Origin of the sequence: Novosphingobium sp. ERW19 (genome assembly GCF_012641315.1) — a bacterium.
GTDB lineage: Bacteria > Pseudomonadota > Alphaproteobacteria > Sphingomonadales > Sphingomonadaceae > Novosphingobium.
On sequence record NZ_JABAIC010000001.1, the window covers coordinates 125643 to 140189 of the forward strand.

Below are 14547 nucleotides of genomic sequence, written 5' to 3' on the forward strand. Positions count from 1 at the left end.
TTGAACGATCTCAGCCCCCTCTCCTTTGGTCTGGCAGCCGATAGCGATCGCATTTCCGCAAGGCAGTTCAAGGCGCTTGCCGAACTGATCCAGCTTGAAACCGGCATCAACATCAAGTCCAGCAAGCAGACCATGTTGGAGGGGCGGCTGCGGCGGCGCGCCCGGGCGCTCGGCATCGATACGCTGGGCGGGTATTGCGACCTGGTGCTCGGCGGACAAGTCGATGCTGACGAGATCGAGCACCTGATCAACGCGGTTACCACCAACAAGACCGATTTCTTTCGCGAACCGGGGCACTTCGACTATCTGACGAGCACCGTCCTGCCGCTCTATGCAGAAGAAGGCTGTCGCCAGATCCGATGCTGGAGCGCGGCATGTTCGACCGGCGCCGAACCGTACACGATCGCCATGCTGCTGGATGACTTCACGACGCAGCACCGCGGCATCGACTATCGGCTTATCGCCACGGACATCGATACCGAGGTTCTGGGAACGGCAATAAAGGGAATCTATCCTCGCGAACAGGTGGAGCCCGTCCCTGCCCCGCTGCGTCGACGCTACATTCTCGAATCCAGGGATCCGCAACGGCAAGAGATCCGCATTGCTCCTGAAATTCGGCGTCGCGTGGCTTTCGGCAGGCTGAATCTTATCGATGACACCTATGCACTCGATCAGCCGGTGCATCTGATCTTCTGCCGCAACGTCCTGATCTATTTCGACAAGCAAACGCAGGAGCAGGTCGTGCAACGCCTGTGCGAGCAGCTTTTGCCCGGCGGATATCTTTTCCTCGGCCACTCGGAGTCCATCACCGGCTTCAAGCATGACCTCACCCAGGTTGCCGGCACGGTATTTCGGAGGTCATGATGAACAAGCGTCCCGCACGTATCCGCGTTCTGGTGGTCGACGACAGCGCAAGCGTCCGCCAGACCATGAAGGCGATCCTCGAGGAAGACCCCGAACTGGAAGTCATCGGCACTGCCGCCGATCCCTTTGCGGCAGCCCGCATCATCCAGACCGAAGTGCCCGACGTGATCACCCTGGATGTCGAAATGCCACGGATGGACGGCATCACCTTCCTGCGCAAGCTGATGAGCCAGTGCCCCGTTCCCGTGGTCATGTGCTCTTCATTGACCGAGCAGGGTTCCGAAACACTGCTGCAGGCGCTCGAGGCCGGGGCCGTGGATGTGATCCTCAAGCCCCGACTGGGCGTGGCTGACCACCTGAGTGAAGCTCGCGCGGCCATCTGCGAGGTTGTGAAGGGCGCGGCCAAGGCTCGCGTCTCGGCCCGCAAACCTGTGCCACCGCGCATGAGGCCGGAGCAGAAGCTGACCGCAGACGCAGTGCTGCCGCCGCCCAGTGGCCGCGCCATGAGCCGGACGACCGAAATGGTGGTCTGCATCGGCGCGTCGACAGGCGGGACCGAAGCCCTGCGCGAGGTCCTCGAAGCCCTGCCCGCAAATTCGCCGGGCATCGTCGTGGTCCAGCACATGCCGGAGCGTTTCACGCGCGCATTCGCCAGCCGTCTCGATTCCCTGTGCGAGGTTTCGGTCAAGGAGGCCGAGCAGGGCGACACCGTCATGCGTGGCCATGTGCTCATCGCGCCGGGGGGCAAGCATACCCTGCTCGAGCGGCAGGGGGCGCGCTACCTCGTCTCGGTCCGCGATGGGCCGCTGGTTTCCCGGCACAAGCCGTCGGTCGACGTGCTGTTCCGCTCTGCCGCGCGGTGCGCCGGTTCAAACGCGGTGGGCGTGATCATGACCGGCATGGGAGATGATGGCGCGCGCGGATTGCTTGAGATGAAGGAGGCAGGCGCACGCACTTACGCGCAGGACGAGGCAAGCTCGGTCGTATTCGGGATGCCCAAGGAAGCAATCGCACGCGGTGCGGCTGACCGCGTGCTGGGACTCGACACGATTGCCGGGGAAATCCTCCGGGCGACGGCGCGCTGAACGATGGCGGCCCTCAAACTTGTCGTCACTCCGCCCGCAGTGGACGTTGGTCACGCAGCGCTGATCGAGGATCTGGTGGCCCTGCTCAAGCGGCTGGACGAAAGCTTCGACATGGCAGGCACACACCTGTTCCAGTCGGTGGCACGCATCCAGAACATCACCTCGGCGCTGACCGAGGTGACCGGCATGTTTGATGGCGGGGTCGGCGTCGAAGCCGTCAACGGGTTGCGGATGGCTGCCGAATCCCTGCGCAACGTGCGCAGCCTGGTACAGGGCAGGTCTCACGAGATCACGACCATGCACGACGCCGCTCGGGCTTTGCGTACCAGCACTGCCGAGGTCATGCGCTGCCTGCAGGTCCTCGATATCTACGGCATGAACGTGAAGATTACCGCGTCGGGCCATCCGCAATTCATGGAATTTGCCGATGCCATGCGCGGAAAGCTGCATCAGGGCGACAGGGAGCTGAGCGGCCTCGACCACATGCTCGGAGTGCTGCTGGAGAGCCTACGCGAGATGGGCCAGAACGACCGCTTGCTGGATCGCGAGTGCGCAAAGGTCTTTCCGCAAGTGCCCGATGCGCTGATGCGCGAAGCCGGCAACCTGCAGCAGCACCAACTGCGCCTTGGCAATCTGGCCAAGACCATCGCCAACCTGGCGCAGGCGATCCAGACCGAGCTTCATGCCGCCATTCAGGCCATCCAGATTGGCGACAGCGTACGCCAGCGGCTGGAGCACGTGCTGACGAGTTTGCGCGTGGCTGAAGCGAGACGTCAGGACGGCAGCATGACTGGCGCTGCGGCGGCGCCATTGCTCCGCGTTCATGCTGCATTGTTCGAAACGGCAATCACCGACTATGCGCGCGACAGGGCCGAGCTCGCTGCGTCGCTGTCGCGACTGCAAAGCCAGTGCAAGAACCTTCAGGGCCCGAGCGACCACCAAGCGAGCGAAGGCGACGGCGACATGCTGGGGCGCATCGAATCGAGCGTTGCCGAGGCGCACTTGATGCTTCGCCAATTGGACCGCGCGAACAGCGAAGGCATGGCGACGCTCGATCTGATCCTGCAGACGGTCGACGAAGTGACAGAGCGCGCAGAAGCCATCACCCGGTTGCGGCTCGACGTGCAACACATGGCGATCAACATCGGCCTGAGCTGCCGCACTGCGCAGCTGATCGGTCGTCCGGTGATGGTGATCGCCAACGAGATCAGGACCTATTCCGAACGCCTTGACGCGATAGCCGATGCCATCCAGCGGACGCAGAACAACCTGTCGGCGCCCTGCCATCGCCTGCAGAGCCAATCGCAAGACAACGGTGCGGCATCTGGCGAACTCTTAGCCCGCTTTCTCACCACGATCGGTGATTGCAACGAAAAGGGCCGACAGGCGATGGCCGTGGTCGACGCCGAGTCCGACCAGCTCGGGTCAAGCCTTGCGCTGGCTATCGATGCGCTGGAGGAGGCCGGGATGCTGGAAGCGTCGATGCACAGCCTGTCAAAGGCCTTGCAAGACGCCGGAGCGGATGCCCAGCCGGTCGGGGGTGACAGCGCGGTGCTGTTGCAGGCGATGCTGGACGACTTGGCGCGAAGCTACACGATGGCGGACGAGCGGCTGATCCACAATCAGGCGCTGGTCGCTGGCCTGACCGGAATCGCCCTGGCGCCTGAGATTGCGCCGGGTGCCGAAGACGATGACGAGGATGATGGCCTGTTCTGAAGCAGGCCGATCATCCGGCGGTCTCAATCGACGGTCGTATCCACTACCGGCGCCTCGGGCCCGTTCTTGAGGATCGATTCAATGGCATTGCGGGCGCTGGCCTTGCTTGCGTAGCCTTCGGTCCAGAAGATGGTTTCACTGTTGTGGCAGAAGTAGGCGACAAACTCGCCTGCCTTGTTCCGGCGAATCTCGAAACGGTGCGCCATCATGACTCTCCCTATCCTTGGCCCCTATCCTTGGCCCCTGTCCTTGGCTCAGGTCGTTAGATACCACGGGAAAGGCGAAGCGCATCAGGCAAATCACGCGCGCGGGGTTGATTTTTGCCTGCGAATGGCAGATGCCCGCCAGCATAAAGTAGCGGGCGTTTGACCCGCCAGGCAAACGAGCGCCAGCGCGCGTCGGGGCCGTGGAATGGGAATGGATCCTGTGTCTGCGGCGGCAAAGTCATCATCTGCCAATAGCAACGTCGCCAGCACATCTGCAGGCGCGCGTCTCTGCGCCTGCGCGGCACGCGACCAGGTCCCGAACATGCACGAACGCAATTGCCCCGTTGCCGGGGCAGGAACGCCAGAAGGTTGACCATGAACCCCAAAGACTTCGCGATAAGCCTCGATCTTATCAATCGCCACTACCAGGAGCCGAACCGCAACCGGTTCGAAAGCAAGTATTTCTGGGAGGAACTTTACCCCCTGATCGCCACGGCAGGCTTCTTTGCCATCGAGATTCCCTATGAGCCGGTATGGCAGTTCGGCGGACGCAGCGGCGTGCCGATGAACCGCTATTGCATCAACACCAAGTACGCCAGCGCCGCGCAGTACCGCGAAGTTCTCAAGCAGAGCGGGATCGAGCGCGTCACCGGCGTGACTTTCGATCCCAACCTGTTCATGCGCAACGACAATATCCATTTCTACTTCGGCGCATCGGGCCATTTCGCCGGTGAAGCGCTGGCCCATGCGGCAGACCTTGGCGCTGACTATTTCGCCATCAGCCCCTCGCCCTATTACGGGCGCATCAAGCAGTACCACCCCGATATCGACGCGCAGACCGAAATGTTCGCCGATCGCACTGTCGAACTGCTGAACGGCCTTGCCGCCAAGGCCGAGGAGCTCGGCGTCAAGCTTGTCCTGCGCAACGAATACTGGAGCCTGTTCGGAGGAGAGCGCGTGCTCCCACTGCTTGCGCGCTTACCCGAAAGCGTCGGCCTTGACGTCGATACCGCCAGCCTCAGCGTCGCAGGCATCGACCCTGTGCAGTTCATCACTGCGAACATCGCCCGCATCGGCTGCGTCCACCTGACCGACACCAGCTTCGTTGACAGCAACGAGACCTGGAAGACCCCCAACCCCGAACACCCACAGGGCCATGCCACGCAAGTGTTCCGCGATCCCGGCACCGGTTCGGTCGATTTCGCCGCGATTGCCGCAACGCTCGACAAGCTCGGCTACGCCGGCCCCGTGACATGCAGCGCCCGCCAGACGCGCGATCCGTTCCGCGCCCTGCTGCGCACGCGCGCCCTGCTCAACCAGCTTTGATTTCCGGAGTTATCCGAAATGCCCAACATCCAATACGCCAACATGAGCCACTGGAAGTCGATCCCCTACAAGCAGATCGATAACTTCCGCGACTTCTACTACGAGGACAAGACCAACAGCGCCTACTATTCCGACTGGGACAACATCCTGAAATACCAGTCGGCACTGGGTTTCAACGGCATCGAGATCGCGCCGTGGGACATGGCCGACATCCTGCCGCTGTTCGGCTCCCCTGAGAATTTCACCGCCTTTGCCAAGGAGCGCGGCGTCGAAGTCATCGGCATGTTCCATGGCGCCCACGCCTCGCACGATGCCAGCCACTTCGATGAGGCCGTGCAATCAGGCCGCGAGGCGGTGGACACCATCGTACGCTTCGGCGGCACCTACATGAACACCTGCCCCACCCAGAACTACTTCGGATGCGGCCCCTTGAGCCGCGAAGAGGTGCAGAGTTGCGCCAAGGTGATGAACGAGATTGGCCGCTACGCCACCGACAAGGGCGTGAAGATCGGCCTCCACAACGAGTTCTTCTGCGCGATCAATCTCGAAAACCACCGAGAACTGATCGAATCCACCGATCCCGCGCTGGTCCACTATTGCATCGACACCGCCCAGATCTCAATCATGGGCGAGGACCTGTTGACGTTCTACAACGACTACCACGACCGCATCAGCACGTTCCACCTGAAGGACACCGCGTCTTCGGCTCAGCCCGACAGCCTGCGCTATTCGCAGGACCCGGAAATCACCGACGATGGCACGCGCTGGTTCTGGGAGCCGGGCATGGGCACGCTCGATCTCAAGGGCCTTTACCACCTGCTCAAGAAGCACGGGTTCAAGGGCTGGATGTCGATCGAGTACGACGGCTCGCCGGACCTGCTCGCATCGATGGCGATGACCCGGTACTACCTCGATAACGAACTGCGCCCGATCTACGATTGATCTGGCCGGAATCGCGCCGGCGCATAGGCGTCGGCGTCGATTTCCGCGGTGAGATCGTCGCGTGGCAGGCCGAGCAGCAGTTGGGCGCCAAGCCGGGCCGCGGCAGGCGCGGTCTGGATGCCGAAGCCGCCTTGCCCGGCAAACCAGAACAGACTCTCCACCGCCGGATCGAAGCCGTAGACCGGCAGGCGGTCCGGCGAGAAGGACCTAAGGCCGGCCCAGCGACGCTCGAGGGCGGCGATGTTCCAGTCCACCACGTGCTGAAAGCGGTCGATGGCGATGGCGACATCCAGTTCCTCGGGCGCGGCATCGCCGGCGACGTCGGGAATTTCGTCGTGCGGCGAAAGCCACAGACGCCCGGCTTGAGGCTTGAAATAGAAGTCCTCATTGATGCCCAGCGTAAGTGGCAGGGAATCTGCCGGGGCAGGATCGGTGCGCAATTGCACGATCGTGCGGCGCAACGGCTGGACGCCGAGCGGGCGCGCGCCGGCAAGGCCCGCAAGCGAGTCCGCCCATGCTCCGGCGGCATTGGCAACGATCGGAGCGCGTGCCTCGCCTCCAGCCCAGGCCAGCCGCCACTGTCCGCCTTCCCGCTCCAGCCGCTCGACGCGGGACCGCACGCGCATCACGGTGCCGGTGCGCTTCGACGCTGCGAGGTAGTGCTGATGCAAGCCGGCAACGTCGATGTCAGCGCAGCCGGGCTCCCAGGCGCCGACAACCCATTCGGGCTTGAGCCCGGGCACGCGGGCTTCGAGCGCAGACCGGTCCTGCAGATGCAGGATGGCTCCCAAGGCGGTGAACTTTTCGATGAAAGCCTCAACCTTGTCGCGGTCCGACGCCTGCCCAATGTTCAGAGCGCCACGCTGGGACAGGAAGCCCCCCTCCCGCAAGTACCGGCCCGAAGCCATCGTCAGCGGAAAGACGCCAGGGCCGCCGTAGGTCTCTTCCCAGAACGCGGCGGAACGGCCGGTGGTGTGGTAGCCGGGGGTGTCCTCCGCCTCGACCAGCAACACGCGGGCATGGGGCGCGCATTCGGCGGCGAGACTGGCGCCTGCCATCCCGGCGCCAACGATGGCGACGTCAAAATCTCCGGCAAAGATGGTCACGCGGCGTCTGCCTCCGCGCCGGGCGCCATGCGGTCGAGGAAATCGTCGATCGCGGCCATGACCTTGTCTCTTACCGGATCGGCCTCGCGCAGCAATTCGTGACGGGCCTCCCGCCCCCAGGTCATCAATTGCGCACGCGGGAGGCGGCGTGCGGCACGCTCGATCGCTTTCCAGCTGACCAGAGCATCGTGACGCGCGGCAAGCAGCAGGACAGGCACATCAACCGCCTCGAGAGTGCCCGGCGCATCCAGTGCGAGCATCGAGGCATAGGCGCGCTCGACCCAGCGCCAAGAGCCGGGCCCCATGCCGAGGACGGAGCGCTGCAGCTTCCATTGCGCCTCGTCCTCGTACCGTTCGGCGTCATGCGTCAGCAAGGTATTGCGGGCAGCGGCGGTCGTCCCGGGCTTTTCGCTGATCTTCCAGGCGGGGCGGGCGGGATCGCCGAATCGGCACATCGCTTCGGCCACCTTGTGAAGCGCGCGATTCGGTCCCGGAGTGAGAAAGCCCAGCATGGGAGCACTCAAGACCACCGCAACAGGGTTAATGCGCCTTTCCGCAAGAGCACGTAGCACGAGATGACCGCCCATCGAATGGCCGATCACGACATGGGGACCAGGCGTCTGGTCGACCCATTGCGACCAGAACGCGGCGAGGTCCTCAATCCAGATGGAGAAGTCCTCGACGTGCCCGATTGCAGGATGCGCCGAAAGGCGTCCCGAGCCTGCCTGCCCGCGCCAGTCGAGTGCGGTTACGCGCCATCCTTCTTCATGCCAATAATCGAGAGATTCCAGATACTTCTCGTAAAAATCTCCACGCCCTGGCAAGAACAGGATCGAACCGCGCGGTCCGTGTTCGGCAGGTGGAACCGCGTGGCCGGGCCAGTCGATCCGGCGGATGACATGGCCGTCTGAGGCGGTCCAGAAACCTTCGTTCGCATCCGCCGGAATCGCCCTGCGATCGATCCGACTCCTGGTACCGAACTCCATGCCTGAAACGCCTCCAATGGCGCAGTTGCGCGCCAAGGTTTGGTTACCGTTTGGTAAGTGATTGTCCCGTATGCCCCAAGACATGCAGGGGAACATCTTCGTTTACGGACTGGTCGGGGCATTGGCAATCGCGCTGCTGGTTGCCGCCTTTACCGATATCCGCCGCCGCCAGATCGACAACTGGCTGAACGCTGCCATCGCGCTATCCGCGCCGGCCTACTGGTGGGCATCGGGCTTGTCGCTGTGGCCAGGCGTGGCGATGCAGGTGGGTGTGGCGTTTATCGCCTTCGTCGTCCTCGCAGGCCTCTTTGCGCTGAAGCTCATGGGTGGCGGAGACGTCAAGCTGCTGGCGGCGCTGGCACTGTGGTTGCCGCCCCTGACTTTCGTCAAGCTGCTGGTGATCATGTCGCTGCTGGGCGGCGCGCTGACCATAGTCGTCGCCGCGTGGCACTACACGGTAACGCGCCGGCGCGATGCAAAGATCCCTTACGGCGTGGCAATCGCCAGCGCCGGACTGATCGTCCTGGCCCCGATGCTCGAGGCCGGCTGGCGCTCCGTTACAGGTGCATGAACACCATATCACAATTTTTAACCATTTTGCCCGAGACATGCGGGCCTGAGTTAAGAGGGCGGGACAAGTAGCATGGACAAGAGGAAGCTGATGTTGCTGGTGGGGGCGCTGATCGTTGCGATCGGCACGGCCTTCGCGGCAAGGAGCCTTTTCGCTGGCGCGTCCACGCCCCAGGCAGAAGCTGCGGCAAAGATGCCGATGGGCCCGAAGGTGCTGGTAGCCCAGCGCGCCCTGCCCGTCGGCACGATCATTACCGCCGACTCAATCAACTTCCAGGCATGGCCCAAGGACATGGTTCAGGACGCCTACTTCGTCGAGGGCGAGGCTGACATGCAGAAGCTGCTCGGCACCGTGGTGCGCAACCCGATGACTGCCGGCGAGCCGGTGACCAAGGGCAATCTCGTTGCCCCCGGCGACCGTGGCTTCCTGGCAGCTGCTCTCGGGCCAGGCATGCGCGCCGTGACCATTCCCGTCTCGGCCCGCACCGGCGTTGCCGGCTTCGTTTTCCCGGGCGATCATATCGACCTGGTGCTGACCCAGACCGTAAAGGGCAGCGGCGACAGCGGCATGGCGCTCAAGGCCTCGGAAACCATCCTCAAGAACCTGCGCGTGCTCGCCACGGACCAGTCGACCGAGCAGGAAATGGTCGAGGGCAAGACCCGCGTGCGCACCTTCAGCACCGTCACGCTCGAAGTAACGCCCAAGATTGCGGAAAAGATTGCCGTGGCCCAGACCATCGGCACGATCAGCCTCTCGCTGCGCTCCCTGGCCGACAACTCGGCCGAGCTTGAGCAGGCGATTGCCTCGGGTGACGTCAAGATCCCGGCCGGCGCCAGCAAGCAGCAGGAAGAGGCGCTGATCAAGCAGGCCATGGCCCGCCCGATCGAAAGCACCAAGGCCAGCTTCGTGACCGGCGGCGACGTATCGCGCTTCCAGCGCACGACCGTGCCAGTGGCAACTGCTCCCGCAGGCGGCGGATATTCCGCACCCGCCGCAAGCTCTGCCCCGCAGATGGCAGCAAACGGCCGACCGGTGCCGACCGGCCCCGTGGTCCGCGTGACCCGCGGCAAGGACACCGAAAATGTCTCGATAGGAGCGAAGTGATGAGCTGCGCTCCCCACACCAAGATCATGCGACAGATCCCGACCTCGAAGGGCAGCACCATGAACCGCCGTTTTTCCTCCAAGCTTCTCACGGCTGCGCTGATCGCTGCCCCGCTGGCAATGATGCCCGCTTCCGGCATGCTCCACGCACAAAGCCTGACGAGCCCTGCCCGCACTGTCACGATTTCGATCGGGCGCGGCGAACTGGTCACCGTGCCGGGCCGGATGGCTGACGTATTCGTCGCTGACGACAAGGTGGCAGACGTCCAGGTCAAGTCGACCAACCAGTTCTACGTCTTCGGCAAGTCGGGCGGTGAGACCACGGTCTACGCCAGCAACGCCAAGGGCGATGTCGTGTGGTCGGCAAACATCCGCGTCGGCAACAACATCGACTCGATCGACCAGATGCTGCACCTCGCCATGCCCGAGGCCCGCGTCAACGTCGCGACGATGAACAACACGGTCCTGCTGACCGGCACCGTCGGCGCGCCCGAAGACGCAGCCGAAGCCGAACGCCTGGTCCGCGCCTTTGTCGGCGACAAGACCAACGTGATCAGCCGCCTGAAGATGGCAACGCCGCTGCAGGTCAGCCTGCACGTGAAGTTCGCCGAAGTCAGCCGCACCCTGGTACGCGACCTGGGCGTGAACCTCACCAGCATCGATGGCACTGGCGGTTTCAAGTTCGGCATTGGTCAAGGCAGGTCGGCCGGATCGGTCTTCACGACGGACCGCAACCTGCCGTTTGGCGTCGGCACTTCGGCCACCACCGGCTTTACCTTCGACCCGACCAAGGTGACCGAGGCGAATCCACTCGGCTTGGTGGAAAAGCCAGGCAGTTCGGTGACGGCCGCCGCTACGGGCACCACCATTGCCGGAATGGGCAAGTTTCTCGGCCTCGATCTGCTGGGTGCGCTCGATGCCGCCGAGACGATCGGCCTCGTCACCACTCTGTCCGAGCCGAACCTGACCGCGCTTTCGGGCGAGACTGCCGATTTCCTTGCCGGCGGCGAATATCCGATCCCCGTCTCGCAAGGGCTTGGCACCACCTCGATCGAATACAAGCGCTACGGCGTCAGCCTTGCCTATACGCCAACGGTCCTGGCCAATGGCCGCATCTCGATCCGCGTGCGCCCGGAAGTCTCCGAGCTTTCGAGCACGGGCGCGCTGAAGCTCGACAGCGTCGAAATCCCCGCCCTGACCGTGCGCCGTGCCGAAACGACGATCGAACTCGGTTCGGGCCAATCCTTCATGATCGCCGGCCTGCTGCAGAACGGCGCGCAGAATGCCCTGACCAAGATGCCGGGCGTGGGTGACGTGCCGATCCTCGGGTCGCTGTTCCGCTCGACCCGCTATCGCAAGGGCGAAACCGAGCTGGTTATCGTGGTTACGCCGTATCTGGTGAACCCGGTCAACGCCAGCGACATCAAGCTTCCGACCGACGGCTTCCAGAGCCCGAACGATATCCAGCGCCTGCTTGGCAACATGGAGCACGACGGCATCACCGGTGGCGATCGGCCCAAGCCGACCGAGAAGGAAGGCACGGTTCAATCCGGCCCCAAGGTCGGCAGCCTCGACAAGCCCGCGAAGGCATCGCAGCCCGCCGATCGCCGCAGCGACAAGAAGGTCGCCAGCGTCGAACCCGGCTTCAGCATCCAGTGAACGAGGGACAGCCCATGCGCACCAACCACACCCGCCGCGCTTCCGCCGCGCTGCTGCTTTCGCTGGCGACAGTCCTGTCGGCCTGTTCGGCCAATACTCCCGAGAACCGCATGCTCAATTCGGTGCATCAGCCGATCGTCGAGCGTGACCGCTACGTCTTCGATGTCGAGACGCTGCCGGGCGGCGGCATTTCGATCACGGAACAACGGCGCCTCGCCGGATGGTTCGAGAGCCTTGGCCTCAAGTATGGTGACAAGATTGCGATAGACGATCCGTTGCAGTCAAAGGCAACGATCGCGTCGGTCGATACGGTGGCCGGTCGCTGGGGCATGTTCGTCGACGGCCCCGCCCCGGTAACGCCCGGTTATGTCCCGGCAGGCGGCGCGCGCATCGTCGTGACCCGCGCCACGGCCTCGGTCCCTGGCTGCCCCGACTGGACCGCCAAGTCCGACTTCTCGATGAGCAACCGGACGACGTCGAACTTCGGCTGCGCCATCAACAGCAATCTGGCTGCGATGGTCGCCGACAAGGAACACCTCGTGAAGGGCGCCAGCACCACCGGCGAGACGGTGGTGATGAGCGGAACCAAGGCGATCGACAGCTTCCGCGCCGCCAAGCCCACCGGCGAAGATGGCCTGAAGAGCAATGCGACGTCCAATGCCTCTGGCGGCAGCGGCGGAGGAGGAAACTGACATGAGCTGGAAGAATGCCAATCGCGACGCCTTCGCCGCCTTCATGTGCGACGAGACCGCGCTCGACGTCCTTCGCCCGGTCGTCGTCGACATGGGCTGGGCTCCGGAAAAGTGCCACCGCGGTGGCCTGCGGAACGCGATCCAGTCGCTTTCGATCACGGCCAGCCCGAACATTCTCATGGTCGACCTGTCGGAAAGCGGCGACCCGCTGAACGACATCAACGCCCTGGCCGAAGTTTGCGAGCCCGGCACCGTGGTCATCGCCGTGGGGCAGGTCAATGACGTGCGCCTCTACCGCGATCTGATTGCCTCGGGCATTCAGGATTACCTGCTCAAGCCGCTCAACGCAGGCCAGATCCGCGATGCCCTGGTTCAGGCGCAGGCGATCTTCACTGCGCCCAAGAGCCATGATCCGTCAGCGGCGAAGCGCCACATCTCGACGGCCATTGTCGGCACGCGCGGCGGGGTAGGCGCATCGACGCTGGCGACATCGCTTGCCTGGCTGTTCAGCACCGATCACAAGCTGCCCACCGCGCTGCTCGATCTCGACGTGCATTTCGGCACCGGCGCGCTGACGCTGGATCTCGAGCCCGGCCGCGGGCTGACCGACGCGATCGACAATCCAAGCCGCATCGACGGCCTGTTCATCGAACGCGCCATGATCCGGGCAAACGACAACCTGGCGATCCTGTCGGCCGAAGCACCGATCAGTTCGCCCCTGATGACCGATGGCAGCGCGTTCGTGCAACTGGAGGAGGAATTCCGCCAGGCGTTCGAGATGACCGTCATCGACATGCCGCGCAACATGCTGATCAACTTCCCACACCTGCTCGGTGACGTGAATGTGGTGATCGTTGCGACCGAACTGACGCTGGCTGGCGCGCGCGATGCCATCCGCCTGCTTTCGTGGCTCAAGACCAATGCCGCCCACGCCCGTCCGATCGTGGTGGCCAACAAGGTCCAGGCCGGCGCCAACGAGATCAGCAAGGCCGATTTCGAAGCCTCGATCGAACGCAAGATCAACTTCATGTTGCCCTACGATATCAAGGGGGCGTCGAACGCGGCCAAGCTCGGTCAGTCGTTCGTTGCAGCCAATCGGTCCTCCAAGGTCGGGGCCACGATCCGGGACATCGCTTTCGCGATCATCGGAACCGGTGAGGAAGAAGCAGCGCCAGACACCGCAGCCAATGCGCGCAAGCCCTCGCTGCTGGGCAAGTTCGATCTGAAGAAGATGCTCAACAAGCCAAAGGCCGGTGTGCCCGCCTGACGGCTCGCATTCGCTTGAGGTGACGGGAAGAGACCTGCAATGGGGAATACGATCCAGCTGATCCTGATGGCCGGCGGCATGATGGCGGCGATGGTGCTTGGCTATGCCGCACTGTCCGGCCCTTCCGCGTCCAAGGAAAGCGGCCGCCGTCTCCAGTCCGTGCGCTTTCGCCACTCGGACAGCGCAGTTGACAAGGTCGAAGCGCAATATCGCAAGACCGTGGCAGCCCGCAAACCGCGCGCGGGGAAGATCGCCGGCTCGGGATCACGCATGGAGGCGCTCGAACTGCGGCTCCATCGGACCGGCAAAGGCTGGACAATGTCGCAGTACCTCTATGTCAGCGGCGGCCTGACTCTGGCGGTCCTGCTGCTGGTCTTCGTCAAGACCGGAGCGCCCTTGCTGTCGCTCGTCGCCGGGCTGTTCGTCGGCATTGGCTTGCCGCATTTCATCGTCGGTCGGGCAATCGGCAAGCGCGTCGAGAACTTTACGACACGCCTGCCCGATGCGCTCGACCTGCTGGTACGCGGGCTTCGCTCCGGTCTTCCGGTCACGGAAACCCTCGGCGTTGTCGCCAGCGAACTCCCCGGCCCCGTGGGCGAAGAGTTCAAGCTGGTGACCGACCGCATCAAGGTGGGTCGCACCATGGAAGAGGCGCTGCAGGACACCGCCGATCGCCTCAACATGCCGGAGTTCAACTTCTTCTGCATCACGCTGGCGATCCAGCGCGAGACCGGCGGCAACCTTGCCGAGACGCTTTCGAACCTGTCGGACGTGCTGCGCAAACGCGCGCAGATGAAGCTCAAGGTCAAGGCAATGAGCTCGGAATCCAAGGCATCAGCCTATATCGTCGGCTCGTTGCCCTTCATCGTGTTTGCCCTGATCTATACGATCAACCCGGCCTATCTCAGCAAGTTCTTCGTGGACGAGCGCCTGATCATTGCCGGTTTGGGCGGCCTCACCTGGCTTGGCATCGGCTCGTTCATCATGGCCAAGATGGTCAACTTCGAAATCTGAGCGGGAGGGA

The 14547-nt window shown here is 63.6% G+C and carries 14 protein-coding genes; 11 read left to right on the forward strand and 3 right to left on the reverse strand.

Annotation, left to right across the window (positions count from 1 at the left end; translation table 11 throughout):
• Genes HGI46_RS00570 through HGI46_RS00580 form a run of 3 tightly spaced genes read left to right on the forward strand, consistent with a single transcriptional unit; the run spans window position 1 to window position 3665 of the window.
• A complete protein-coding gene (locus tag HGI46_RS00570; RefSeq protein WP_168902696.1) occupies window positions 1-864 on the forward strand; it encodes a CheR family methyltransferase in 864 nt (287 codons plus the stop codon).
• Window positions 864-1949 (forward strand): chemotaxis response regulator protein-glutamate methylesterase, encoded by a 1086-nt coding sequence (locus tag HGI46_RS00575; RefSeq protein ID WP_206065459.1) that lies wholly within the window; start codon window positions 864-866, stop codon window positions 1947-1949. Before HGI46_RS00570 ends, HGI46_RS00575 begins: the two co-directional genes overlap by 1 nt.
• Window positions 1950-1952: 3 nt before the next feature.
• Window positions 1953-3665: a hypothetical protein gene (locus HGI46_RS00580; RefSeq protein WP_168902698.1), complete on the forward strand. Its 1713-nt coding sequence runs from the start codon at window positions 1953-1955 to the stop codon at window positions 3663-3665.
• A gap of 23 nt (window positions 3666-3688) precedes the next feature.
• Here HGI46_RS00580 and HGI46_RS00585 read toward each other — a convergent pair whose 3' ends face one another.
• Entirely contained in the window at window positions 3689-3871 is a 183-nt protein-coding gene (locus HGI46_RS00585; protein WP_118074489.1) for a DUF1508 domain-containing protein, read from the reverse strand.
• Between the two features lie 375 nt (window positions 3872-4246).
• Here HGI46_RS00585 and HGI46_RS00590 point away from each other — a divergent pair, with 375 nt between their 5' ends.
• Both HGI46_RS00590 and HGI46_RS00595 read left to right on the forward strand, forming a co-directional pair.
• Window positions 4247-5197, forward strand: a complete 951-nt coding sequence (locus HGI46_RS00590) for a sugar phosphate isomerase/epimerase (protein ID WP_168902699.1) — start codon at window positions 4247-4249, stop codon at window positions 5195-5197.
• An 18-nt stretch (window positions 5198-5215) separates the two neighbouring features.
• Complete coding sequence (locus tag HGI46_RS00595) at window positions 5216-6139, forward strand: sugar phosphate isomerase/epimerase (protein WP_168902700.1); 924 nt, start codon at window positions 5216-5218, stop codon at window positions 6137-6139.
• On the opposite strand, the gene HGI46_RS00600 is transcribed toward HGI46_RS00595, so the two are convergent.
• Window positions 6130-7245 carry an FAD-binding oxidoreductase gene (locus HGI46_RS00600; RefSeq protein WP_168902701.1) on the reverse strand — a complete coding sequence of 372 codons (1116 nt, stop codon included), beginning with the start codon at window positions 7243-7245 and terminating at the stop codon, window positions 6130-6132. The two genes, HGI46_RS00595 and HGI46_RS00600, sit on opposite strands and share 10 nt — an antisense overlap.
• On the reverse strand, window positions 7242-8231 hold the full coding sequence (locus HGI46_RS00605) for an alpha/beta hydrolase (RefSeq protein WP_168902702.1): 990 nt from the start codon (window positions 8229-8231) through the stop codon (window positions 7242-7244). The genes HGI46_RS00600 and HGI46_RS00605 overlap by 4 nt, the downstream gene beginning before the upstream one ends.
• Window positions 8232-8313: 82 nt before the next feature.
• Here HGI46_RS00605 and HGI46_RS00610 point away from each other — a divergent pair, with 82 nt between their 5' ends.
• From HGI46_RS00610 to HGI46_RS00635, 6 genes are all read left to right on the forward strand, one after another.
• Window positions 8314-8802: a prepilin peptidase gene (locus HGI46_RS00610; protein WP_240344745.1), complete on the forward strand. Its 489-nt coding sequence runs from the start codon at window positions 8314-8316 to the stop codon at window positions 8800-8802.
• Window positions 8803-8874: 72 nt separating this feature from the next.
• Complete coding sequence (cpaB, locus tag HGI46_RS00615) at window positions 8875-9906, forward strand: Flp pilus assembly protein CpaB (protein WP_168902703.1); 1032 nt, start codon at window positions 8875-8877, stop codon at window positions 9904-9906.
• A gap of 59 nt (window positions 9907-9965) precedes the next feature.
• Window positions 9966-11564, forward strand: coding sequence for a type II and III secretion system protein family protein (locus HGI46_RS00620; RefSeq protein WP_206065493.1), 1599 nt, complete (start codon window positions 9966-9968; stop codon window positions 11562-11564).
• Window positions 11565-11578: 14 nt separating this feature from the next.
• Entirely contained in the window at window positions 11579-12256 is a 678-nt protein-coding gene (locus HGI46_RS00625) for a CpaD family pilus assembly protein (RefSeq protein ID WP_168902704.1), read from the forward strand.
• A gap of 1 nt (window position 12257) precedes the next feature.
• Complete coding sequence (locus HGI46_RS00630; RefSeq protein ID WP_168902705.1) at window positions 12258-13523, forward strand: pilus assembly protein CpaE; 1266 nt, start codon at window positions 12258-12260, stop codon at window positions 13521-13523.
• A gap of 39 nt (window positions 13524-13562) precedes the next feature.
• Window positions 13563-14537, forward strand: coding sequence for a type II secretion system F family protein (locus tag HGI46_RS00635; RefSeq protein ID WP_118072138.1), 975 nt, complete (start codon window positions 13563-13565; stop codon window positions 14535-14537).
• Window positions 14538-14547: the final 10 nt, after the last annotated feature.